The organism is Pseudomonas mangrovi (assembly GCF_003052585.1).
GTDB lineage: Bacteria > Pseudomonadota > Gammaproteobacteria > Pseudomonadales > Pseudomonadaceae > Aquipseudomonas > Aquipseudomonas mangrovi.
The window spans coordinates 13,562-36,977 of the sequence record NZ_QASN01000016.1; the positions used below are offsets into that span (position 1 = coordinate 13,562).

At 64.3% G+C, this 23,416-nt stretch carries 16 protein-coding genes and 1 pseudogene; 6 read left to right on the forward strand and 11 right to left on the reverse strand.

Annotated features, from left to right (window positions below; genetic code table 11):
- Positions 1-21: 21 nt before the first annotated feature.
- The gene (locus tag DBO85_RS08735) at positions 22-1,209 is read left to right on the forward strand and encodes a glycosyltransferase family 4 protein (RefSeq protein WP_108106884.1); all 1,188 of its coding nucleotides are present in this window, start codon (positions 22-24) and stop codon (positions 1,207-1,209) included.
- 1,286 nt (positions 1,210-2,495) lie between these two features.
- Here the strand turns inward: DBO85_RS08735 and DBO85_RS08740 are convergent.
- The 4 genes from DBO85_RS08740 to DBO85_RS08755 form a co-directional block, all read right to left on the reverse strand.
- Positions 2,496-3,602 carry an NADH:flavin oxidoreductase gene (locus DBO85_RS08740; protein ID WP_108106885.1) on the reverse strand — a complete coding sequence of 369 codons (1,107 nt, stop codon included), beginning with the start codon at positions 3,600-3,602 and terminating at the stop codon, positions 2,496-2,498.
- Positions 3,603-3,654: 52 nt separating this feature from the next.
- Complete coding sequence (locus DBO85_RS08745) at positions 3,655-4,254, reverse strand: TetR/AcrR family transcriptional regulator (protein WP_108106886.1); 600 nt, start codon at positions 4,252-4,254, stop codon at positions 3,655-3,657.
- 84 nt (positions 4,255-4,338) lie between these two features.
- Positions 4,339-4,824 (reverse strand): glutathione peroxidase, encoded by a 486-nt coding sequence (locus DBO85_RS08750; protein WP_108106887.1) that lies wholly within the window; start codon positions 4,822-4,824, stop codon positions 4,339-4,341.
- Between the two features lie 67 nt (positions 4,825-4,891).
- Positions 4,892-5,377: an FKBP-type peptidyl-prolyl cis-trans isomerase gene (locus DBO85_RS08755; RefSeq protein ID WP_108106888.1), complete on the reverse strand. Its 486-nt coding sequence runs from the start codon at positions 5,375-5,377 to the stop codon at positions 4,892-4,894.
- Here DBO85_RS08755 and DBO85_RS08760 point away from each other — a divergent pair.
- The 4 genes and pseudogenes from DBO85_RS08760 (at position 5,376) to DBO85_RS08775 (ending at position 10,217) form a co-directional block, all read left to right on the forward strand.
- Positions 5,376-5,679 (forward strand): annotated as a pseudogene (locus tag DBO85_RS08760) (DUF3565 domain-containing protein). The gene DBO85_RS08755 and the pseudogene DBO85_RS08760 overlap by 2 nt on opposite strands.
- Positions 5,679-6,860, forward strand: a complete 1,182-nt coding sequence (locus DBO85_RS08765; RefSeq protein ID WP_108106890.1) for an acetate kinase — start codon at positions 5,679-5,681, stop codon at positions 6,858-6,860. Before DBO85_RS08760 ends, DBO85_RS08765 begins: the two are co-directional and overlap by 1 nt.
- A gap of 198 nt (positions 6,861-7,058) precedes the next feature.
- A complete protein-coding gene (gene pta, locus DBO85_RS08770; protein WP_108106891.1) occupies positions 7,059-9,149 on the forward strand; it encodes a phosphate acetyltransferase in 2,091 nt (696 codons plus the stop codon).
- 159 nt (positions 9,150-9,308) lie between these two features.
- Entirely contained in the window at positions 9,309-10,217 is a 909-nt protein-coding gene (locus tag DBO85_RS08775; protein ID WP_108106892.1) for an acyltransferase, read from the forward strand.
- Between the two features lie 7 nt (positions 10,218-10,224).
- Here the strand turns inward: DBO85_RS08775 and DBO85_RS08780 are convergent, their stop codons facing one another.
- The 6 genes from DBO85_RS08780 to DBO85_RS19205 all read right to left on the reverse strand — a co-directional run bounded on the left by DBO85_RS08780 (position 10,225) and on the right by DBO85_RS19205 (position 21,256).
- The gene (locus DBO85_RS08780; protein WP_108106893.1) at positions 10,225-12,363 is read right to left on the reverse strand and encodes a putative bifunctional diguanylate cyclase/phosphodiesterase; all 2,139 of its coding nucleotides are present in this window, start codon (positions 12,361-12,363) and stop codon (positions 10,225-10,227) included.
- A 59-nt stretch (positions 12,364-12,422) separates the two neighbouring features.
- Positions 12,423-16,196, reverse strand: coding sequence for a CHASE domain-containing protein (locus DBO85_RS08785; protein ID WP_108106894.1), 3,774 nt, complete (start codon positions 16,194-16,196; stop codon positions 12,423-12,425).
- A gap of 245 nt (positions 16,197-16,441) precedes the next feature.
- Positions 16,442-17,119 carry an OmpA family protein gene (locus tag DBO85_RS08790; RefSeq protein ID WP_108106895.1) on the reverse strand — a complete coding sequence of 226 codons (678 nt, stop codon included), beginning with the start codon at positions 17,117-17,119 and terminating at the stop codon, positions 16,442-16,444.
- Positions 17,120-17,204: 85 nt separating this feature from the next.
- On the reverse strand, positions 17,205-17,852 hold the full coding sequence (locus DBO85_RS08795) for an MBL fold metallo-hydrolase (RefSeq protein WP_108106896.1): 648 nt from the start codon (positions 17,850-17,852) through the stop codon (positions 17,205-17,207).
- Positions 17,853-18,010: 158 nt separating this feature from the next.
- Positions 18,011-18,523, reverse strand: coding sequence for a DUF4334 domain-containing protein (locus DBO85_RS08800; protein WP_199286994.1), 513 nt, complete (start codon positions 18,521-18,523; stop codon positions 18,011-18,013).
- Between the two features lie 108 nt (positions 18,524-18,631).
- Positions 18,632-21,256, reverse strand: a complete 2,625-nt coding sequence (locus tag DBO85_RS19205) for a LuxR C-terminal-related transcriptional regulator (RefSeq protein WP_158268887.1) — start codon at positions 21,254-21,256, stop codon at positions 18,632-18,634.
- A gap of 346 nt (positions 21,257-21,602) precedes the next feature.
- On the opposite strand from DBO85_RS19205, the gene DBO85_RS08810 reads away from it, so the two are divergent.
- A complete protein-coding gene (locus DBO85_RS08810; protein ID WP_108106898.1) occupies positions 21,603-21,908 on the forward strand; it encodes a DUF4124 domain-containing protein in 306 nt (101 codons plus the stop codon).
- A 116-nt stretch (positions 21,909-22,024) separates the two neighbouring features.
- Here the strand turns inward: DBO85_RS08810 and DBO85_RS08815 are convergent, their stop codons facing one another.
- Positions 22,025-23,392: a DUF1329 domain-containing protein gene (locus tag DBO85_RS08815; RefSeq protein WP_108106899.1), complete on the reverse strand. Its 1,368-nt coding sequence runs from the start codon at positions 23,390-23,392 to the stop codon at positions 22,025-22,027.
- Positions 23,393-23,416 lie beyond the last annotated feature (24 nt).

The following is a 23,416-nucleotide window of genomic DNA, read 5'->3' on the forward strand; positions in this document are numbered from 1 at the left end:
CGTCTGCGCCAGACTTGCCCCATGAAGTCAGCTCTGCAGCTCAGTTTGGTCAGCGAAACCTACCCACCGGAAGTCAACGGCGTGGCGAACACCCTCGGCCATCTCGCCCGCGGCCTTGCCGCGCGCGGCCACCGGGTGCAGCTGGTGCGCCCGCGCCAGGCCAGCGAAGGTGAAACCCAGGACGGAATCCACAGCCAGGTGCTGGTGGCCGGCTGGCCCCTGCCCGGCTATCCGGGCCTGCAATGGGGCCGCTCGGCGCTGCACAAGCTGTTGCGCAACTGGAAGCGCCAGCGCCCGGATGTGATCTACATCGCCACCGAAGGACCACTGGGGTTGTCCGCCCTGCGTGCCGCCCGGCGCCTGGGCATCCCGACGATCAGCGGCTTCCATACCAACTTCCAGCTCTACGGCGAGCACTATGGCTTCGGCCTGCTGACCCGCCTGCTGACCGGCTACCTGCGCTGGTTCCACAACCGTACCCTGTTCACCCTGGTGCCCAGCCCGAGTCAGCGCATCGAGCTGCAGCGCCGCGGCTTCGAGCGCCTGACGCTGCTTTCACGCGGCGTGGATGCCGAGCTGTTCCACCCCGCACGCCGCTGCCCGGCGCTGCGCCAGGAATGGGGCCTGCAGGAGCACGACATCGCCGTGCTGCACGTTGGCAGGCTGGCCACGGAGAAGAATCTGCAACTGCTGGTGGAGACTTTCGCCGCCCTGCGCCGCCGGCATCCGGACAAGCACCTGAAACTCGTTCTGGTCGGCGACGGACCGTACGCAGCGACCCTGCGCAACCAGCTGCCCGAGGCGCTGTTCTGCGGCCTACAGCGTGGAGAAACGCTGGCGCGCCACTACGCCTGCGGCGATCTGTTCGTCTTCCCCAGCCTGTCCGAGACCTTCGGCAACGTGGTGCTGGAAGCCCTCGCCTCCGGCCTTGCAGTGGTCGCCTTCGACCAGGCCGCCGCCGCCCAGCACATCCGTCACGGGCACAATGGCGCGCTGGCCATGCCGGGCGACGAGACGGCGTTCATCGACGCTGCCTGTGAGTTGCTGGAGGACCAGGAGCGTCTGCGCAGCCTGCGCCTCAACGCCCGCTGGCACGCCAGCAAGCAGGGCTGGAGCAGCATCATCGATGGCTTCGAGCAGCATCTGCTGCAGGCGAGCAACGACCCGCAGACACAGCCGCCGGAGCTGGCCCAGCGCTCGCCGTCGTGAGCTGATCCTCTCGATTGCCAAGGCCGGAAGATGCAAACCCGGTGGTGACTTGATCGGGTAAGAATTCTTCGCGGATTGTTTGGAGTTGCGTGTGTCGACTCCAGCGTCCAGGCTCATTATCCAGTGGTCTGCTGGTCTTGGGTTTCGGCCCCTCGGCCGAGTCACTTTCTTGTTGCTTGCCCAACAAGAAAGTAACCAAAGAAAAAGGGCACCCCAACCTCCGGGTCTGCCCGCTGCGCGGCCAGACTCCCCTCGCTCCGGCGCTGCTCCAGAGGCCGTCAGGGATGGGCCTTCCCTGGCCCAACCCTGACTTTCGCGGCATCCCTGCCGCTCACCTCTTACGCAGCACCTGCGCTCGGCCTTCTGTAAGGGGATCTGGGCACCGAGTCAGCTGATGCTTTTTTCTTCCTCCTGCTTGATTCGACCTGGCGGTGTCAGCCTCAACGGCATCCTCCTGCAGGATCGCGTCTACCTCTAGATTCCGCCCCCTGTCGAGGGGATCAAAAAAAGCGCACGCCCTGCCATTCGGGTCAGGCCTCTCGCTGTTGCGTCGAAGTGCCCACACGTGGCCATCCCTCCTCGACACGCTGCAGATGGCATATTTCGAGGAAAGCCCTGTCACCTACTCGATATTGCGGCTCGCTATCTCCTGAGCCAAGAGGCTTTGTGACATGCCCCTCGTTCACATATATCCACTCAGCCGGGAATACCGGCCGCAGGATCACGCCGGAAGCTCGGTGCCGGAGGAAAGCAGAAACCGGGGAAAGAGATGTCAGGCGGCTCGGAGCCCAGATCCCCCTTACAGAAGGCCGAGCGCAGGTGCTGCGCAGGGGGTAAGCGGCCAGGACGGCCGCGCAAGGCATAGTTGGGCCAGGGATGGCCCGTCTATGCCGGCCCCCGGAGCAGCGCCGGAGCGAGGGGAGTCTGGCCGCGAAGCGGGCAGACCCGAATGCCGGGGTGCCCTTCTCTTTGGTTACTTTCTCTTGGGCAAGCAAGAGAAAGTGACTCGGCCGGGGGGCCGAAACCCCGGACCAGCAGACCACCGGATAATGAGCCTGGACGCTGGAGTCGACACACGCAGCCCCAACAATCCGCGAAGAACCCCACCCAGAGAAGCAAAGGCAGCAGCCTAGGGCGCAACAAGCACAGCACATTTCGCCAATGCCCGCCCCGCATCACTGCCAACCCCAACTGCTCCGAAAAACCACGCGCAAAAAAAAGCCCCGCTGGGGAGGCGGGGCATTCAGGAAAGCGGCAGCCAGGCTGCCGCAGGACGCCTGGAAAAATCAGCTCAGGGTCTTCAGCGCATCACGGCTGAACGGCAGGATCTCCGACTCGCGACCTTCGCGAACCTTGGCCGCCCAGTCCGGGTCGCAGATCAGCGCGCGGCCGACCGCCACCAGATCGAACTCACCCTTCTTCATCCGCTCCAGCAGACCTTCGAGCTTGGCCGGCTGGGCAACCTTGTCGGTCTTGACCATGAACTGCAGGAATTCGCCGTCCAGGCCGACGCTGCCGACGGTGATGGTCGGCTTGCCGGTCAGCTCGCGGGTCCAGCCGGCCAGGTTCAGATCGGAACCTTCGAACTCCGGCTCCCAGAAGCGGCGGGTCGAGCAATGGAAGATGTCCACGCCTGCCTCGGACAGCGGCTTGAGGAATTCGCCAAGCTGCTCGGGCGTCTGCACCAGACGTGCGCTGTAGTCCTGTTGCTTCCACTGCGAGAAGCGGAAGATGATCGGGAAGTCCGGGCCGACCGCGGCACGCACCGCCTGCACCAGCTCGATGGCGAAGCGCGAGCGGTTGGCCAGGCTGCCACCGTACTCGTCGGTGCGCTGGTTGCAGCCTTCCCAGAAGAACTGGTCGACCAGGTAGCCGTGGGCACCGTGGATCTCGATCGCGTCCATGCCGATGGACTGGGCGTCCTTGGCGGCCTGGGCGAAGGCGGCAATCACCTCCTGGATGTCCTGCTTGGTCATGCCGTGGACGACGACCTTGCCGTCCTTGAGCTTCTCCATCGGCCCGAAGCCCGGCACGCTGCCGTCCGGCTCGGTGCCCAGGCGACGCACATTACCGACATGCCAGAGCTGCGGCGCGATCTTGCCACCGGCGGCATGCACGGCGTCGACCACCTGCTTCCAGCCGGCCAGGGCGTCTTCGCCGTAGAAGCGCGGTACGGCTTCGTAGCCATTGGCAGCCGGGTGACCGACGGTGGTGCCCTCGGTGATGATCAGGCCGACGCCGGCAGCGGCGCGGCGACGGTAGTATTCCGCGACCTCGGCAGTGGGCACGCCACCGGGCGAGAAGGAGCGGGTCATCGGTGCCATGACCAGGCGGGTCGGCAGCTCGAGCTGACCGAGCTTGAACGGGTTGAAGAGGGCTTGTACTGCGCTCATTGATGAGTCCTCGATTAAAGCGACCGGTCGTCTAGAGAACCGGCAAAAAAAATCAGCGCGGACGCAGAAGCTGCTCGAGCTGATCCAGAAAGACGTTCAGCGGCGCGACACTGGCGCCGACCTTCATGCGCATCAGCGCACCTTCCCAGGCGTTGGCGATGAACTCGGCCAACGACTGGCAATCGGTTTGCGCATCCAGCTCGCCGTTCGCGCGCGCCAGCTCCAGGCACTGCGCGAGCAACTGCACGGAGCGCTGCAGGATATCCTCGACGGCCTGCCCGATCGGCTGGCACAGCTCGGCCATCTCGAAGCTCAGGCTGCCGATGAAGCAGTGGTACTCCAGCTTTTCCTGGCGCGCGAAATGCGCGATCAGGTCACGGTAGTAGCCGACGATCCGCTCGCTCGGCGCCAGCGCGGTGTTACCCAGAACATTGGCGTAGCGCTGCAGGCGCGGCCGATACAAATGCTCAAGCGCCTGCATCGCGAAATCTTCCTTGCTCGCGAAGTAGTGATAAAAGGATCCCTTGGGGATACCCGCCGCCTGAACGATCTCCTGCACGCCGGTGCCGTGGTAGCCACGCCGGCTCATCACCTGAGCGCCTTTGGCCAGGATCAGGTCACGCTTGTCGATTCGGGAAGATGCTAATGCCATGGGCGGATAATATGACCGTTCGTCTAGCGATCACCATGCACATTTGCGACAGTGATGATCTGACTGAAATTTGATCGATAGAGCTTATTTCGCCAGCGCTTGCTCGACTGCCTGCAGCACGGCAGGGTCGTCCGGCGTGGTGCGCGGCGCGAATCGCGCCAGGACGGCGCCATCACGAGCAACGAGAAACTTCTCGAAGTTCCAGCTGATGTCACCGGGAAACTCGGCACCCTCGCCTGCCAGCAGGCGGTACAGCGGGTGTCGGGCCGGGCCGTTGACTTCAAGCTTCTCGGTCAGCGGAAAGCTCACGCCGTAGTGGCGGCTGCAGAACTCGCTGATCTGTCCGGCATCACCGGGTTCCTGGTTGCCGAACTGGTTGCAGGGCACTCCGAGCACGCTGAAACCACGCGCGGCGAAGGCCTGGTGCAAGGCCTGCAGGCCTTCGTACTGGGGCGTGAGGCCGCACTCGGAAGCGACGTTGACCACCAGCACGACCCGATCGGCGAAGGCGTCGAAGGACAGCGGCGCTCCGTCGAGGGATTTCAGTTTCAGGTCGTGGAAGGCACTCATCACTCATCGCTCCGCAAACATGGGACAGGTTGCGCGAGCCCTCGGAAGAAGGCCCGCAAGGCACTCATCAGTGGTGATGACCGCCTTCACCATGAATGTGACCGTGGGCCACTTCCTCGGCACTGGCGTCACGTACGGCCACAACCTTGACCTGGAAGTTCAGACGCTGGCCGGCCAGCGGGTGGTTGCCGTCGACGGTCACGTCTTCGCCATCGATGTCGCGGATGGTGACGATCTGCATGCCGCCGCCGGGGCCCGAAGCGTGGAACTGCATGCCGACCGCCAGCTCGTCGACACCTTCGAACATCGAGCGATTGAGTACCGCGACCAGTTCCGCGCTGTATTCGCCGTAGGCTTCCTCGGGCTCGACGCTGACGCTGAGCTCGTCGCCGACGGTCTTGCCGACCAGGGCCTTTTCCAGACCGCCAATGATGTTGCCTGCACCATGCAGGTAGACCAGCGGTGCGCCACCAGCGGAGCTGTCGATCACCTCGCCGGCATCGTTGGTGAGGGTATAGTCGATGGAGACGGCCTTGTTGGCGGCGATCAGCATGGCGGGAACCTTTTGCAGAGACTTTTGGAGCCGGGAGTTTAACCAAGCCCATGAGTGAAAGCGACTCGAACGCGGACCGGCGGAGCGCATCCGGCGCCACTCTGGTGGTCGGATTTCACGAAGATGATTGCGGTCATTGGGTTGTGACTCTGACTTGCGGGCATACTCAGCACCTGCGCCACCAACCGCCATGGCAGAGTCGCGCCTGGGTTCTCGACCCGGCTAGGCGGCACCAGCAGATCGGACAGCCCATGCATTGCGGCTGGTGCGCCCGAAACCCGCAACGGACGAAGGATTCGTAATGCCTGCACGCAATATTCTGGTGATCAACTGTGGCAGTTCGTCGATCAAGTTCGCTCTGGTCAACGAAGCCCACTCCCAGTTCAGCCTCAGCGGTCTGGCCGAGCGCCTGGGCAGCCCCGATGCGGTGCTGCACTGGCAACGCGGCGGCGAGAAGGACAGTCTGATGATCCCCGGCGCGGACCATCGCGCCGCCCTCTCGCAGCTGCTGCCGCTGGTCCAGGGTGCCGCCGGCGGCAAGCTGCACGGCATCGGCCACCGTGTCGTGCACGGCGGCGAGCGTTTCACCCAGGCGCAGCGCGTCGACACCTCGGTGCTCGCGGCGATCCGCGACACCGCACCGCTCGCCCCCCTGCACAACCCGGCCAACCTGCAGGGCATCGAGGCCGCGCTCAAGCTGTTTGCCGACCTGCCGCAGGTGGTGGTATTCGACACCGCCTTCCATCAGACCCTGCCCGAGCACGCCTACCGCTACGCACTGCCCGAAGTGCTGTACCGCGAGCATGGCGTGCGGCGCTACGGCTTCCACGGCACCAGCCACCGATTCGTAAGCCATCGTGCGGCGCAGATGAGCGAGTTGTCCGTCGGCGACAGCAGCTGGCTGTCGGCGCACCTGGGCAATGGTTGTTCGACCTGCGCCATCGTCGACGGCCAGAGCCGCGACACCAGCATGGGCCTGACCCCGCTGGAAGGCCTGGTGATGGGCACCCGCAGTGGCGACGTCGATCCCAACCTGCACAGCCACCTGGCCCGTACCCTGGGCTGGGACCTTGCGCAGATCGATCGCATGCTCAACCAGGACGCGGGCCTCCTGGGGCTGTCCGGGCTGTCCAACGACATGCGCAGCCTGGAACAGGCTCGCGAGCAGGGCCACGCCGGCGCGACCCTGGCCATCGAGGTGTTCTGCTACCGCCTGGCCAAGTCACTGGCAGCAATGAGCTGTGCACTGCCGCGCCTGGACGGTCTGATCTTCACCGGCGGCATCGGCGAGAACTCACCGCTGATTCGCAGCAAGACCGTGGCGCATCTGCGCCTGCTGGGTCTTGCGCTGGACAAGGAGGCCAACGCGCGCTGCATCCGCGGCGTTGCCGGCAGCATCCAGGCGCAGGGACACCCGCGGGTGCTGGTGGTACCGACCAACGAGGAGCGCCAGATCGCCCTGGATACCCTGGCCCTGCTCTAGATACCGCTGGAACGGCCGAGGCTACTGGGTTCGCCCCACCCGCCCTGCGCTTGCCCGGCCTTTTTCCGCCAGCGTCTATCGTTAGCTCGCCAGACCGTAAACAGGCGCTGGAATCCTCAGCACGAACACCACCGGACCAGACAGCCCCAGTAGCCGCCACGGCAACGTACCGCGCCGGCACTTTCACGAGGAGACGCAATGCATACCTTCTTTCTCGCCCCCACCGGTTTCGGTGTCGGCCTGACCTCCGCCAGCCTCGGCCTGGTGGCCGCACTACAGCGCGCCGGCCTCAAGGTCGGCTTCTTCAAGCCAATCGCCCAGCCGCATGCGGGTGACCTGGGCCCGGAGCGCTCCAGCGAGCTGATTGCCCGCACCCACGAGCTGCATTCGCCCAAACCGCTGCCACTGGCGCACGTCGAGCACCTGCTCGGCGACGGCGAGCTGGACGAGCTGATGGAGGAGATCATCAGCCTCTATCAGCAGGCCGCGCAGGACAAGGACGTGATGATCATCGAAGGCATGGTGCCGACGCGCCAGGCCAGCTACGCCGCGCGGGTCAACTTCCACCTGGCCAAGAGCCTCGACGCCGACGTCATCCTGGTCTCGGCACCGGAAAGCGAGACGCTCGCCGAGCTGTCAGACCGCATCGAGATTCAGGCCCAGCTGTTCGGCGGCCCGAAGGATCCGAAGGTGCTCGGGGTGATCATCAACAAGGTTCGCAGTGATGACGGCGCCGAAGGCTTTGCCGCGCGTCTGCGCGAACACTCGAACCTGCTCTCGAACGAGGGTTTCCGCCTTCTCGGCTGCATCCCCTGGCAGGAGGAGCTCAACGCACCGCGCACCCGCGACATCGCCGACCTGCTCGGTGCCAGGGTGCTCAACGCCGGCGAGTACGAGCAGCGCCGGATGCTCAAGATCGTGCTCTGCGCCCGCGCCGTGGCCAATACGGTGCAGCTGCTCAAGCCCGGCACCCTGGTGGTCACGCCGGGTGACCGCGACGACATCATCCTCGCCGCCAGTCTGGCCGCCATGAATGGCGTGCCCCTGGCCGGCCTGCTGCTGTGCAGCGACTTCCAGCCGGACGCGCGAATCATGGAGCTGTGCAACAACGCCCTGCTCACCGGTCTGCCGGTGATGACGGTGGGCACCGGATCCTATGACACCGCAACCAACCTCAACCGGATGAACAAGGAAATCCCGATCGACGATCGCGAGCGCGCCGAGAAGGTCAGCGGCTTCGTTGCCAGTCATCTGGATCACGAGTGGCTGCGCCTGCGTTGCGGAACGGTACGCGAGCTGCGCATGTCGCCACCGGCGTTCCGCTACCAGTTGGTCAAGCGTGCCCAGGCGGCGAACAAACGTATCGTCCTGCCCGAAGGCAGCGAACCGCGCACCGTGCAGGCCGCCGCCATCTGCCAGGCGCGCGGTATCGCCCGCTGCGTGCTGCTGGCCAAGCCCGAGGAGGTCTACGCGGTGGCCAAGGCACAGGGTATCGAGCTGCCAGCCGGGCTGGAAATCCTCGACCCGGACCTGCACCGCGAGCGCTACGTCGAGCCCATGGTCGAGCTGCGCAAGGGCAAGGGGCTGAACGCACCCATGGCCGTAGCCCAGCTCGAAGACACCGTGGTGCTGGGCACCATGATGCTGGCGCTGGACGAGGTCGACGGCCTGGTTTCCGGCGCTATCCACACCACGGCCAACACCATCCGCCCGGCGCTGCAGCTGATCAAGACAGCCCCCGGTTACAAGCTGGTGTCCTCGGTGTTCTTCATGCTGCTGCCGGACCAGGTACTGGTGTATGGCGACTGTGCGGTGAACCCGGACCCGAATGCCGAAGAGCTGGCCGACATCGCGCGGCAGAGCGCCAACTCCGCACAGGCCTTCGGTATCGAGCCGCGCGTGGCGATGATCAGCTACTCCACCGGCGACTCCGGCAGCGGCGAGGAAGTTGAGAAAGTCCGCGAAGCCACCCGCCTCGCCCGTGCCGCGAATCCGACGTTGGCGATCGACGGGCCGCTGCAGTACGACGCCGCGGCGATCGAAAGCGTCGGTCGGCAGAAGGCGCCGAACAGCCCGGTCGCGGGCCGCGCCACCGTGTTCATCTTCCCCGACCTGAACACCGGCAACACCACCTACAAGGCCGTGCAGCGCAGCGCCAATTGCGTCAGCGTCGGCCCGATGCTGCAGGGTCTGCGCAAGCCGGTGAACGACCTGTCGCGCGGCGCGCTGGTGGACGACATCGTCTTCACCATCGCTCTCACCGCGATCCAAGCCGACGCCAAGGTCTGACCCCTCGCCCCCAGGCTGCGCTGTCAGCCCGGGGGCCACCCTTTCGACCATTCGGTCACCCGCAGCACTTGCGCGTCAGTGTACAAGCGTTAACCTTGTCGCCCAGACCTGCCCCCCAAGGCGCCAAATCCCCTCAATTTCCCGGAGAAGCCAGCCAAGATGCTGCACTTCCTGCCCGCTCCGCTGCGTGGAACCCTCGCGGCCCTGGCACTTGCCTGCAACACCCTGATTCTCTGCTGGCCGCTGTTTTTCGGCGCATTGCTCAAGCTCCTGCTGCCCGTCCAGACAGCGCGCAAGGTGATCAACGTGGTCATGCACGCTGTCGCACGCAGCTGGATCTCGGTCAACAAGACCTGGATGGACATGGTCGGCGGCAGCCACTGGGACGTGGAGGGCATGGAGGGGCTCGATACGCGCCACACCTACCTGGTGACCAGCAATCACCAGAGCTGGGTGGATATTCTGGTTCTGCAGTATCAATTCAATCACCGCATTCCCTTTCTCAAGTTCTTTCTCAAGCAGGAGCTGATCTGGGTCCCGGTGATCGGCCTGTGCTGGTGGGCGCTGGAGTTCCCGTTCATGAAGCGCTTCAGCAAGGAATACCTGGCCAAGCATCCGGAGAAACGCGGCCAGGACCTGGCGACCACGCGCAAGGCCTGCGAGCGCTACAAGACCAATCCGGTCTCGGTGTTCAACTTCCTCGAGGGCACCCGCTTCACACCGGAAAAGCACGACCAGCAGGCATCGAGCTTTCGCCACCTGCTCAAACCCAAAGCAGGCGGCATCGCCTTCGTGCTGGATGCCATGGGCGAGCAACTGACTGCCCTGGTCAATGTGACCATTCACTATCCGGACGGCAGCCCGAGCTTCTGGGATCTACTCACCGGCCGCGTACGCAAGATCGTGGTGCGTGTCAGCAAGCAGGAAATCCCGGCCGAGCTGCTCGGTCACAACTACGATCAGGACGCGGCGTATCGCCTGCGCTTCCAGGAGTGGGTCAACCTGCTCTGGGAGGAGAAGGACGCCCAGCTCGACGCCCTGCACCGGGAGTTCCCACCCCGCAGCTGAAGCGGCGTCACTGCCCGGCTGCTTTCCAGTCGACCCAGTCGAACTGCCGCGGAAAGGCATCCGCCTGCTCACGCGGCAACCCGGGTGCCACCAGGAAACCCTGCATGGTTCCGCACGAATGCTGGGCGAGCCACTCACGCTGGGCGTGGGTCTCGACGCCCTCGGCAATCACGTCCAGATCGAGGTGGTGAGCCAGGTCGATGATGGTGCTGACGATGGCCGCGTCCTTGGGCGACTCGAGCATGTTGGAGATGAACAGCCGGTCGATCTTCAGGGTGTCGATCTCGAAATGCCGCAGATAGGCCAGCGACGAATAGCCGGTACCGAAGTCATCGATGGCAATGCGCACGCCCAGCTCGCGCAACTGGCGTAGCTGCTCGCGGGTGGCCTGCAGATCCTGCATCAGTGCGCTTTCGGTGACCTCGACTTCCAGCTGCGAAGCCTTCACGCCATGCCGCTCCAGCGCCCGCCGCAAGTCATCCACCAGCTGCGGCATGCCGAACTGCACCGGACTGACGTTCAGACTCAGCAGCAGCTCCTCGCCGAAGCGCTCGCGCCAGGCGCGACACTGGGCAATGCCCTGATCGAAGATCCATTCGCCAACCCGGTTGATCAGCCGCGTCTCCTCCAGCAACGGAATGAACACCCCCGGCGCAACGGTCCCGGCAACCCGATGCTGCCAGCGCAGCAACGCTTCGAAGCCGCGCAGGCGGCCGCTGGCCAGGTCGATCTGCGGCTGGTACACCAGCGCAAAGTCGTTCTGCTCGATGGCCTGACGCAGGCTCTCCTCGAGCATCAGCCGCGAGCGCGCGCGGCCGTTCATCTCCGGCGAGAAGAAGCGGTACTGCTGACGTCCGGCACGCTTGGCCTCGTACATCGCCATGTCGGCGGCGCGCAGCAGGCCGTCCACCGTCTGCCCGCACTCGGGGAAACAGGCGATGCCGACGCTGGCGCCCAAGGTGATCTCCATACCGTCGACCTTGTGCCGGATCGACACCAGCTCGATCAGTTTTTCCGCCACCCGCGCCGCATCCTCGGGGCTCTCCAGCGAATCGAGCAGCGCAACGAACTCATCGCCACCCATGCGCGCCAGCACGTCGTAGGGGCGTAGAGCGGCCTTGAGCTGCGCGGCCACCTTGCGCAATACCTTGTCGCCGGCGGAGTGACCGAGGGAGTCGTTGACACGCTTGAAACCATCCAGATCGAGATAGATCACCGCCATCCGCTGGCCGCTGCGCTCGATGCGCGACAGTGCCGACTCCAGCGACTGATGGAAGCCACGCCGGTTCTGCAGGCCGGTCAGGGCGTCGGTGATGGCTTGAGACTCCAGCTGCGCGTGCAGCTTGCGTATCACCGACATGTCGAGGGCGATCAGCACCATCGAGTTCTGATACTGCTGCAACGGCGAGCAGGACAGCGCGACCGGCAGTGCCGGTCCGCTGCGGGTCGCCAGCAGCGCATCGTGCGCACGATAGGTACGCCCGGCGCGCCAGGCGCGGTAGAACTCGCTCTGCTGCCAACTCTGCGGCTCTTCCGGCAGTTGCAGGTGATCGAGCAGGGCGGTGCCCTGCAGCTCCTCGACCTGCCGATCGAGCATGCCTGCCATGGCCGGATTGGCGAAGCGAATCACGCCTTCGCCATCGATCACGAGGATGCCTTCGGATGCATTGTTCAGTACCGAGGCATTGAACGCGCGCTCGCGATCCAGCTGCTGGCTGAGCATCTGCAGATCGTGACGGTGCTGCTCCTGCTCCAGCAGCACGCCAATCTTGTAGCGCAATACCTTGGGGTCGAACGGCTTGAGAATGAAGTCCACCGCACCGATGGCATATCCGCTGAGTACCGCGGCCTCGGTGTGGGCAATCGCCGAAAGGAAGATGATTGGAATGAAGCGGGTACGCGGGCTGCCACGCATCAGGCGCGCCACCTCGAACCCATCCATGCCCGGCATCTGTACATCCAGCAGGACCAGGCCGACATCCTCGGTCATCATGCAGCGCAGCGCCGCCTCGCCCGAATCGACGGTGCGCACCTGCCACTCGCCGTCGCCCAGCAGGGCGTCCATCGCTACCAGATTTTCCTCGCGATCATCCACCACCAACAGGACCGGTCCGGCCGCGCTTGGGTCAGCCAGCAACTGGTTCATGACCACCTCCGGAACGCGCTTCGAGGCAAGCCGCCGCGCGGACATACTCACTTTTGCTTTCAGGTTCCATCCCTGTCTCCCTGAGCGCTGTCTGGCGCTCCTTCAGCCGGCTCGGCGAGCCAGCGCAACAACATCTCGATCAGCACCGAGCGCGTCACTGGCTTGGCCAGATAGTCGTCGCAACCTGCAGTGATGCACTTCTCCCGATCCCCCTTCATCGCATACGCAGTCAACGCGATCACTGGCACCCGACAGCCGCGTTCGCGCTTGAGAATGCCGGCCGCGGTATAGCCGTCCATCTGCGGCATGGCCATGTCCAGCAACACCAGATCAACCGGCTGGCGCTCGAAACTCTCGAGAGCCTCCAGCCCGTTCTGGGCGGTGACGACCACCAGGCCCAGCTCGTCGAGCAGCGCGCTCATCGCGTAGATGTTGCGGATATCGTCATCCACAAGCAGCACTCTTCTGCCACTGAGAGCCTCTTTGCTGGACAGCGGTTCAGCCACCTGGGCAAGAAAACCGCGCAAGGCCGCTTCCAGCGCGCCGGGCGAGCCGTCCTGCTTGCGCACGGCCAGGGCCGAATAGCGCCGCAGGCGCTGCAGGTCTTCATGACCCAGCTCCATGCCGGTATTGATCAGCACTTGCGGCGAATGCTCAGGACGTATCGCCTGGAGCAGCTCGAGCAGCTCGAAGCCATCGCGGTCAGGCAGATTCAGATCAATGACCATCACCGCGAAAGGCTCTTCGGCATAGGCCTGCAGCGCCTGCGCCGCACTACCGACCGCAGTTACCTCGAAGCCCAGCTGCTGCAGGTGACCCCGGTAGTACTCGCGCTCAAGCTCTACGTCCTCGACCAGCAGCAGGTTGCGCACGGCAAGGCCGGGACTGGCAATGTCGGCGAAGACCTGTTCGAGATCATCGCGCGCCACCGGCTTGACCAGATAGCGCGTGCCGTCCTCCTGCCAGTCCTCCGGTTGCGGTACGCAGGAGATGATGTGTACCGGCACTTCGCGGCAACGCGGCAGACTGCGCAGGCGCCGGTAGATCTGCCAGCCACTGAGATCCGGCAGCAGGATGTCGAGAATCACTGCAGCAAAATCCTCGTGCTCCAGAAGCTCCAGCGCGGCACGACCATTACGACAGAGCACACTGGCAAAACCGTGGGCCTGGGCCTGCTCGGCAATGACCCCGGCAAAATTGGCGTCGTCCTCGACGATCAGAACCGCCGGCCCCTTGCCGCTGCGCAGGGGTTTCGCGTTCAGCGCGGAGCCGGTTGCGTCGGCATGGGTCAGCGCCACCACCGGCATGCGCACGACGAACCGGGAGCCCTTGCCGGGGGCACTTTCCACGCTGATCCGACCGTCCAGCGCCTCCACCAGCTGGCGAGTGATCGCCAGCCCCAGGCCGGTCCCACCGAAGCGCCGGCTGGTGGAACCGTCGATCTGCTGAAATGCCTGGAAGATGCGTTCGTGCTGCTGCGGGTCGATCCCTATGCCGGTGTCGCGCACGCTGAACTCAAGGGTTTCACGCTCTTCATCAAGCGAGACATCCGACAGCCCTATCTGCAGCTCCACCTCACCGCTGTCGGTGAATTTCAACGCGTTGGAGAGCAGGTTGCGCAGAATCTGCTGCAGTCGCCCACGATCACCGCTGATGGTGCGTGGCACGCCAGGCAACACCCGGCTGATCAGACGCACGCCCTTGAGCTCCGCCATCGGCCGCAGGCTGGCATCGAGCTCGACCAGCAGATCCTGCAGGTTTACCGGTTCCAGCTTGAGCTGGACGCGCCCCGCCTCGATCTTCGCCAGGTCGAGTACATCGTTGATCAGATGCAGCAGGTCGTTGCCGGCCTTGTGGATGATCTCGGCGTGACGGACCTGCTTTTCGGTCAGGTTGCCGGCAACGTTCTGCGCCAGCTGTTCGCCGAGGATCAGGATGCTGTTGAGCGGCGTACGCAGCTCATGCGACATGTTGGCGAGAAACTCGGATTTGTAACGGTTGGCCAGCACCAGTTGCTCGGCGTGGTCGCGCAAGCGCTGCTCGGCAAGCCGGCGCTCGCTGATATCGATGATCACCGCCTGCACCAGCAGATCGTCACCGCTGCGCAGCGGCGAAAGTCCGACCTCCAGCGGAATCAGTTGACCCTCTCGATGACGGCCGAACAGCTCGCGATTTCCGCCCATGCGCCTTGGTGAAGGGTCACGCAGAAAGGCCTCGCGCTGCGCCACGTGCAACCCGCGAAGCGACTCGGGCAACAGCTTCTCCACGGCCTCGCCCAGCAACTCCTCGCGCGGGTAGCCGAACATCAGCTCGGTCTGCCGGTTGACCATGGCGATTCGCCCGCCACCATCGACCAGAACGATGGCATTGGGCGACGCCTCGACCACTAGGCGGAAGCGCTCCTCGGCCGCACGGCGCTCGCTGATGTCGATGATCACCGCCTGCACCAGCAGCTCGGCGCTGGTACGAATGGGCGACAGGCCGACCTCCAGCGGGATCAGCACGCCATCCTTGCGCTGCCCGAACAGCTCGCGATTGCTGCCCATGCGGCGTTGTTCCGGGTTGTTGAAGAAACCCTCGCGCATGCCTACGTGCGCTGCTCGCGAACCGTCCGGCAGCAGCCGCTCGATTGGCTGTCCGAGCAGCTCCTCGCGGCGATACCCGAATAGCTGTTCGGCCTGCTGGTTGAGCATCGCGACCCGACCCTTGCTGTCGACCAGAACGATGGCATTGGGCGCCGCCTCGACCACCAGACGGAAGCGGCTCTCACTCTCGCGCAGATCCTGCGCCTGCCGCGCACTGAGGGTAAGGGAGCGTTCGCGCAGGTAAAGAAAGCCGCCCACCAGGATCGAGATCAGCAGCGCCAGCAGAAGTCCGGCAGCCAGGCTCAGATGCAGCCCACCCTCCCCCATCGAGGCTTCATATCGTGCCGTGCTGTTCACTTGCAGCTGCCAGACCCGCCCGTACATTTCCAGATTGCGGCTGGCGCTGCGCGGTGTCGCCGCCGCGCTACCTGCTCCTTCACTGGCCAGAAGCAGCGGGTCATCGGTGATATCGGTCAGGCGGATATCGAAACGACGCCCGTTGCTGCCCAGAATACTGAGCAGCAGATCAGACATGCGAAAGGAACCGGACACCACCCCAATCAGGGACGCTTGCCGCTCCGCCGCACTGCTCAGCGGCAGGCCTTCCTGATACACCGGCAGATAAAGCAGTACTCCTGTCTGCACGTTCTTGGCCGTTTCCTGCTTGAGCACTACCGGCCCCGTGAGCACCGCATCGCCGCTGTCGCGGGCGCGCTCTATTGCAGCGCGACGGGTCTGCTCGCTGAACATGTCGAAGCCGATCGCTCGCCTGTTGCGCCAGTCGAGCGGGTAGATGTAACTGACGATCAGGTGCGAGTCCTGTGCACTCTGCGGGTAGATACGGAAATCCTCTCGCCCGGAGCGACGGATTTCATCGGTGAAGTCCGGCACTTGCGCGCTCTTCAGATAGTGCGCCCAGCCAAGCGCCTGAATCCCTGGATAGTGCTTCTGCAACTGCAGCTGCTCGGCCGCACGCAGCCACTCCTCATTGGAGACATCCTCACTACCGACGAGCAGGCCGGACATGCCGCGCAGGACCATCTCGTAGGCGCGCATGCGCTCGCGCAAACCCAGCTCGATCTCGTCCACCGCGATGGCGAATCGCTCCTGATGAGCCTGCTGGGTATTGCGCTGCAACACCTGCCACTGCCAGATCACCAGCGAGCCCAGTCCTGCCAGCAGAAGCGCGCCGACCAGCAGGGGTATCCAGGATTTTCGTGAATGAAGAAACGACGACTCAACACCCATGAGGTGTCCTGCTCCATCAGGAGGTGCGCCTGGGCCGCAGCGACACCAAGAAAACGCGGGCAAGCCGCGCCAATTAACGAAAGTGTAGTCAGCACGTCGGACTTGGCGACGTGGTCGACGAACGGCACGACCGCGACAGGAAGTCCCTGGCAATTTTGACAGGTGAAAAAAATCCCCCGGGAAGATGCTCCCCGGGGGATTCGGTATGAACAGCGGCGCCCGGTAAAGAACCGGACACGCGTCCGTCAGTACTGCGCGCCAGGCAGCGGACGCAGGGTGACTTCCACCCGGCGATTCTGCGCGCGGCCATCCGCGGTCGCGTTGTTCGCCACCGGACGATCCGGGCCGGCGCCGTAGGTGCTCAGTCGCGAGCCATCGACACCCTGGGCACGCAGATAGTCGGCCACGGCCTGCGCGCGGCGCTGCGAGAGCGTCATGTTGTAGGCGCGGCTGCCGGTGCTGTCGGTATGACCGACCACCTCGATGCTGTTCTGGTTGTACTGACGGAAGGACGACGCCAGGTTGTTCAGCGGGGTATAGAAGCCGCTGGAGATTTCCGCGGAATCCGTGGCGAAGGTGATGTTGCCGGGCATGATCAACTGGATGTTGTCGCCCTGACGCTGCACTTCGATACCGGTGCCCTGCATGCTGCGACGCAGCTCGGCCTCCTGCTTGTCGGCGTAGTAGCCGTAGCCGGCACCTGCGGCACCACCGACAGCAGCACCGATCAGCGCACCCTTGCCACGGTCCTTGCTGCTGGAAGTGGCGGCGCCTACGGCAGCCCCCGCCAGCGCGCCGAGACCACCATAGATCGCAGTCTTGTTAGTGTCTCGGGGCTGACCATCGTAGGGATTCTGCGAGGCGCAACCCGCTGCGAATGCAACGACAGCGGCGGCAAGTGTCAGGCGGGAATAAGTCTTCATGTACTGCTCCTCTTATGAATCCGGAATCGAGTCCGAAATTGCCGATTTGGAACCGACGGACGGCAATAGGTTCCCGCGCGGGGCATTACTGCCCAGCGCGGATAAAGGGATTCTCACGCATTTCGTCGCCCAGCCGGGTATCCGGGCCATGGCCTGTGACCACGGTCGCATCCTCATCGAGGCTGTACAGGCGCAGACGAATCGAGCGCTCGATCTGCGCAAAGTCGCCCCCCCACAGATCGGTGCGGCCGATTCCACGGCGAAACAGCGTGTCGCCGGCGATCAGCAATTTTGCTTCGGGAAACCAGAAGCTCATCGACCCGGGCGTATGCCCCGGTGTGTGCATGGCTACGCCACAGCCACAGGCCAGCGCCTCGTCATCGGCCAGCCACTGGTCCGGAGCCGGCACAGGCTGATAGGGCACGCCGAACATCCTGCACTGCATCTCCAGATTGTCCCAGAGAAACTTGTCATCCTGATGCAGATGCAGGGTGGCGCCGGTTTTCTCCTTCATCTGCCCGGAGGCTAGGAAGTGATCCAGGTGCGCATGGGTGTGAATGATACTGACGACCTTCAACCCGAGCGCGTCGAGGCGTGCCAGGATCAGCTCGTGATCGCCACCCGGGTCTACCACCAGCGCCTTGCCGGTTACCGGATCACCAATGATCGTGCAGTTGCACTGCAAGGGGCCGACGGGAAAGGTTTCGCGGATCAGGGCGGGTTGGGCAGACATCTTCGGGCTCCGGCGAATGCGTCCGGCATTTTAGGCATGCGCAGAGCGAAGCGGGAACCGACAACCAGGATATCCGGCCGGCTCCCGCCTGGCAGACACACCAGCGCCAAGGCGCCGAAGCCCTCGCGCGGGACCGCCAGCAGCGCCCCTCGGAGATCTCAGTTGTCGCGGGTCAGGTGAAAGAAGAAGTCGGTGGGTTTGCCCTTGATGTCGCCCAGGCCGATGACCACGTCGTCGTTGACCTTGCGAAAGTAGTCCATGATCGGCTGCTTGTCGTAGATCAGCGTTGCAGTGACCTTGCCGGCGAACTTCACTTCGCGCAACTGCGCCGCGCCCAGCGCGGTGTAGGCCTGGATCGAACCGTCCTTGGCGCGCACCAGCAGCGGCTCGGCATGAGCCGCCGAATCGAAACGCTTGCCGTACCAGTTGATCGGGTCCGGCTCGCTACCGCCATCGAACTTGCCGCCACGCCAGGTGCCAAGCATGAACTCGATGCTTACCGGCTCGAGCTGCTCGTAGAGCGGCATCAACTCCTCCGCGCTGTAGGCCTTGCCGCTGGCGATCATCTCCAGCAGTTCTGCCTCGGCGCCCTGCCCCTCGGCAGCCGCCGCATGGCCGAGAAAAAAGGTCAGGCCGGCAGCCGCCAGCACGCGCAATAGCCCGTATTTCATTGTTGTTCTCCTGGGTTCGATGACGGGCCACTACGGTGGCCCTGGACTGCAGCCCGACAGAGCGGCACAGCGAGCAGGGAACATAAATGAATGATCGTTCAGCGTCAATCAGCCCAGCCAGCCGTGCTGCTGGGCGCGGGCTACCGCCTCAGTCCGGCGCTGCACGCCGAGCTTTGCATTGATGTTGCGCGCGTGGGTCTTCACCGTCGGCAGGGAAATGAACAGGCGCTCGCTGATCTGCTGATTCGACAAGCCCTCGGCGATCAGCTGCAGTACCGCGCGCTCACGCGCGCTCAGCGTCTCCGCTGGTACTTCCCCCGATGGCGGCCGCGCCACGTTCCAGGGCAGCTCTGCCGCCAGCGGTGGCAAGCGCAGCAGGGGCCGGAAGGCATGGCGCTGTGCATCGCACCGACCGGCGCATATTTCTCGAAGCAGGCGTCGGGCCTGAGTCTCCGAGACCTGCGACAGCAGGCGCACACGCTCGACATCTACCTGCAGGGTTAGCGCCCCTGCGCCTGCTCGCTCGGTCTCCAGGCGCAGTCGGTCGAGCAGACCCAGGGCCTCTTCTGCCTGCGCCTGGCGGTCGCGCAAGAGGGCGTACTGCAACTCGACTTCCTGCGCCAGGTACGGCGCCAGCTCCGGAACCGCGGCCGCCTGGATACAGTAGGTCTGGCGCAGGCGAATGAGCCAGGGCTCGGCCAGCTCGATGCGATCCAGACGCAACCACAGCTCGCACTTGCGCAGAGTGATAAAGGCCAGATAGCAGATCGCCGGTACATCCCAGGCGTGCATCAGGGACTCTGCCTCAGCCAGCACCGCAAAGCCGGCGTCGGCACCCAGATCATCCGCCTCGACCCGTGCCAGGCAGGCGTAGCCACGAATCACCATCAGATCACGACAGACACGCAGCTCATCCATGCCGGCGCGCAGACGCCGGCGCGCCTGATCCAGATCGCCGCTGGCGAAAAGCAGTTCGCCCTCGACCAGCGCCAGTCGTCCGCGCGAGGCATAGCTGCGCTGGGTGTCCAGCTCGGCAATGCGCAGGCGCCCGCTGCGCAGCTCGTCCCAAGCGCGCGCCAGCTCCCCGCGAGAGGCTTGCAGCCAGGCACGGTCCGCTCGCAACAACGCCTCGAGCAGGTGATTGCCGACCCGCTGAGCCAACTCCAGCGCCTCGCGCTGCAGACTCCGCGCACGTAGCAGCTCCCCCTCGGCCAGCGCGATACCGGCCAGACAGGACAGGCACATCAGGCGCTGCCCGAAGCTTTCCGCCGGCAGGCTCTGCACCGCCTGCTCGCAGTGCTGCCGGGCGCGCGACAGATCGCCCCGGGCCCGTGCGATGATTCCCGAGAGCGCCAGCCACTGCGCCAGCAGCGTCTGCTGCTGAGAGATGCCCGGCGCCGGCAGGAAACCGCCAAGCGCCGCCAGCAGATCGTCGGCAGCATCGAGCTGGCAGGCCAACGCCAGCGCCCAGCCATACAGGACGATCAATCGTGGCGAACTGGCCAGCAGCGTGTCCGGCAGATCACGCTTCCAGCGCAGCAGCAGGGTGACGCTCTGCTCGGTGAGCAGCTGCTCTTCGGACAGGCCCTCCACCAGACTGGCCGCGACGTCCACCCGGCCGGCGCGCAACGCTTCCTCAACCGCCTCGCTGAAATACCCCCGCTGCGCAAACCAACGGCAGGCGCGCAGACGCAAGGTACTGAGCGAGGTATCCGATGACAGCGGCCGCGCACGCAGCAGGTCGGAGAACAGGTGGTGATAGCGATACCAGAGTCCCTGCTCGTCCAGCGGCACCAGGAACAGCTGGTGGGTGAGCAGGTGCTCGATGACCGCGGAACTGTCGTGTGCCTCGCGCACCTGATCGCAGAGATCAGCACAGATCTGCTCCAGGTGAGCCGTGGCAAGTAGGAACTCACGCACGTATTCGGGCTGGTGCGCGATGACCTCCTCGAGCAGATACTCGCGGATGACCCCTTCGTCCCCACGCATGCGCGGCACGGCTCGCCCAGAATCCCTCGGACTGCGCTCGCGCATCCACTGCCACAACCGCAGCCCGGCGACCCAGCCTTCGCTGCGTGCCAGCAGCTCGGCAAGGTCCGGTTCTGCGGCAAATCCGGCTCCGAGCAATTGCTCGACCTCGCTGAGATCCATACGCAGATCCGCCTCGCCAAGCTCCAGCACCTGGCGCGCGAGACGCAACCTGGCCAGGTGCCAGGACGGTCGCTGGCGGGTACAGACCAGAAGGCATATCCCACCGGGCAAGTGGTCGAGCAGGTACTGCAGACAGGCGTCGGCCACCGGCCCCTGCGCCAGATGGTAATCGTCCAGCACCAGGAGGATCGGACGTTGCGGATCAATGCTCTGCTGCAGATCCTCAATCACGCCATCCAGCCAGCTCTCGAAGGCAAAGGGCTGATGTGGCTGGCGCAGACGCAGAAGCTCCAGCGCCGATTCACCGAACCCCGGCAGTGCAGGCGAAAAGGTTGCCAGTATCCGTTCAAACAATCGCCCGGGCTCGGCATCCCGTCGATCCAGCGCCAACCAGAGGCTCTGCCAGTCCGCGGGCAACTGACCACAAAACTCAAGGGCCAGGCTGGTCTTGCCACTCCCCGCTGGCGCGCAGATCAGCAACAGGCGCCCGTCCAGCACGCTCTGCAACCGCGCGCAGAGACGCGGCCGCGAGACGTAACCCGCGGCGAGCGGCGGACGGAAGAAACTGTGACTGGAAGGCATCTGTATTAGCGATCCCGGGCAATGAAAGGCACGAGAGGCCAGAGGCTCACACGCCAGATTCGATGATCCACGCTGATGAAAAGGACACCGGCCCAGGCAAGCAACGCAGCCGACCCGGCAGATCCATGTCCCTGCGCCACGGCCTGGCCAGCCAGAGAACTGCGCACCTGTCACCCTTGCTGGCGCCTGCAACGCGCCACAGCCTAGAGTCTGGCAGGGCGTATTTGAAGCCTGCAAATGTAGCAAAAGGCAATGCGGCGACCACGACCACATCGCGCTTTAGCGGGTATATGGGGGCTGACGAGCATGCTAGGGTTCGCACAGGAAGAACCGGAGAAGGAATCTCATGCGCCACATCATTATTTACGCCTCGCTGTTGATCACCTCCGGCGCGCAGGCTGCCACGGTCGCCAAGTGCGTGGATGACGCGGGGAAGGTGACCTTCTCCCAGCATGGCTGCCCCACCAGCAGCGTTTCTGCCGACACCCTGAAAGTCGACAACTCCACACCCAGCGGAAGCAGCAAACCCACCCAGATGGCGCCAGCTCAGGCCGGCAACCGCCAGTCTGTCGGGGTCAGCAGCCGAGCCGTGCCGTCCCGCACTGCCACACCGACTCGCTCGCGCTCCTGCTCGCGCTGTCGCTTTCGTTGAACGCTGCACCACACCCATAAAAAAACCGCTGCAGGATCACCCTGCAGCGGTTTCTTGTGACTGCCATTGAGTGGCGTCTTGCGACGCCAATCGATGGCCGAGCAACCTGCCTCAGATCAACGCACGCCAGCCTGGCGCAGCGCGGTCGGGGTGTACTCGTTTTCCGAAGCGATGAAGCCGTAGTCGACACCCTTCTTCTCTTCGTTCTTCATGCCCAGCGCCAGGTAGCGGCCGGACTGCAGATCGTAGAGGGTTTCAAAGGCATAGCCGGTCACACCTACATGGTAGAAGTACTCGGTCATTGCTTCAGCTACGCGCCACAGGTTGCCACGACCGTCGTAATGGTCGATTTCAACAGCCTGCCAGCTGTCTTCGTCGATGAAGAAATCGCGCTTGGCATAGATATGACGCTCGCCGTTCTTCAGCGTGGCGGTCACGTGCCAGACACGATGCAGCTCGTAGCGAGTCAGGTCCTGATTGACGTGGCCAGCCTTGAGGATGTCGTCGTACTTGTGCTTGGGGCTGTCGACGGCATAGTTGTTGTAAGGAATGTAGATTTCCTTCTTGCCGTTGAGCTTCCAGTCGTAACGGTCGAGGGCGCCGTTGAACATGTCCAGGTTGTCAGCGGTACGCAGACCGTCTGCAGCGGTACCCGGACCGTCGTAGGACACCTGCGGCGCACGACGCACGCGGCGCTGGCCGGCGTTGTACAGCCATGCCAGACGCGGCTCCTTGACCTGGTTCAGGGTCTCGTGGACCAGCAGAACGTTACCCGCCAGACGCGACGGCGCGGTCACACGCTGCTTGAAGTAGAACAGCACGTTGCTCGGCTTGTCCGGGTTGTAGTCCTTGAGGTTCTCGCGATAGGTGAACTCATCCTGGAAGTAGACCAGGTTGAAGGAGCCGTTCACCTGCGGAGTGGCCTGGACGATCTGGCGACGCACGCTGCCACCGCGATAGCGGGTCAGGTGGTTCCACGCCACTTCCATACCGTTCTGCGGGATCGGGAAGGCGTGCGCCATCTTGAAGTCCTCAAGACCGTTGCCACCCTCGACCAGCTTGGTGTTCAGGGCGTTGTGACGAGCAGCCTCGTACACTTCCTGGGTGCTGGCAGCACTGCGATGGGTCTTGTACACCGGGATCTTGTAGGTGGTCGGATAACGCTTGAACAGCGCCTGCTGACCGGGGGTCAGCTTGTCCTTGTACTGGTCCATGTTCTGCGCGGTGATGGTGAACAGCGGTTGCTCACCGGCATACGGATTTTCCAGAAAGCCGCGCTCATCGACCTTGCCCGCGCTGGGCTTGAGGCCACCGGTCCAGGCCGGGATGCTGCCATCGGCGTTGCCGGCCATTTCACCACCCAGCGGGGTAAGAGAATTGCCAAGCTTGGCCGCTTCTTCGGCGGAGACGGCTGCCATCACACCAGTAGCCATCATCGACAGGGCGAGAGCACCTGTCTGCAGAATCACTTTGGTTCTTTTCATCTAGAGGGTTCCTTGCATCCGTTT

What these genes read in the sequence shown, in the direction of transcription:
- DBO85_RS08735 (WP_108106884.1), top strand. Translation starts at nt 22, where the DNA reads ATGAAGTCAGCTCTGCAGCTCAGTTTGGTCAGCGAAACCTACCCACCG.
- DBO85_RS08740 (WP_108106885.1), bottom strand. Translation starts at nt 3,602, where the DNA reads ATGAGCGCAGTACAAGCCCTCTTCAACCCGTTCAAGCTCGGTCAGCTC.
- DBO85_RS08745 (WP_108106886.1), bottom strand. Translation starts at nt 4,254, where the DNA reads ATGGCATTAGCATCTTCCCGAATCGACAAGCGTGACCTGATCCTGGCC.
- DBO85_RS08750 (WP_108106887.1), bottom strand. Translation starts at nt 4,824, where the DNA reads ATGAGTGCCTTCCACGACCTGAAACTGAAATCCCTCGACGGAGCGCCG.
- DBO85_RS08755 (WP_108106888.1), bottom strand. Translation starts at nt 5,377, where the DNA reads ATGCTGATCGCCGCCAACAAGGCCGTCTCCATCGACTATACCCTCACC.
- DBO85_RS08765 (WP_108106890.1), top strand. Translation starts at nt 5,679, where the DNA reads ATGCCTGCACGCAATATTCTGGTGATCAACTGTGGCAGTTCGTCGATC.
- pta (WP_108106891.1), top strand. Translation starts at nt 7,059, where the DNA reads ATGCATACCTTCTTTCTCGCCCCCACCGGTTTCGGTGTCGGCCTGACC.
- DBO85_RS08775 (WP_108106892.1), top strand. Translation starts at nt 9,309, where the DNA reads ATGCTGCACTTCCTGCCCGCTCCGCTGCGTGGAACCCTCGCGGCCCTG.
- DBO85_RS08780 (WP_108106893.1), bottom strand. Translation starts at nt 12,363, where the DNA reads ATGAACCAGTTGCTGGCTGACCCAAGCGCGGCCGGACCGGTCCTGTTG.
- DBO85_RS08785 (WP_108106894.1), bottom strand. Translation starts at nt 16,196, where the DNA reads ATGGGTGTTGAGTCGTCGTTTCTTCATTCACGAAAATCCTGGATACCC.
- DBO85_RS08790 (WP_108106895.1), bottom strand. Translation starts at nt 17,119, where the DNA reads ATGAAGACTTATTCCCGCCTGACACTTGCCGCCGCTGTCGTTGCATTC.
- DBO85_RS08795 (WP_108106896.1), bottom strand. Translation starts at nt 17,852, where the DNA reads ATGTCTGCCCAACCCGCCCTGATCCGCGAAACCTTTCCCGTCGGCCCC.
- DBO85_RS08800 (WP_199286994.1), bottom strand. Translation starts at nt 18,523, where the DNA reads ATGAAATACGGGCTATTGCGCGTGCTGGCGGCTGCCGGCCTGACCTTT.
- DBO85_RS19205 (WP_158268887.1), bottom strand. Translation starts at nt 21,256, where the DNA reads ATGCCTTCCAGTCACAGTTTCTTCCGTCCGCCGCTCGCCGCGGGTTAC.
- DBO85_RS08810 (WP_108106898.1), top strand. Translation starts at nt 21,603, where the DNA reads ATGCGCCACATCATTATTTACGCCTCGCTGTTGATCACCTCCGGCGCG.
- DBO85_RS08815 (WP_108106899.1), bottom strand. Translation starts at nt 23,392, where the DNA reads ATGAAAAGAACCAAAGTGATTCTGCAGACAGGTGCTCTCGCCCTGTCG.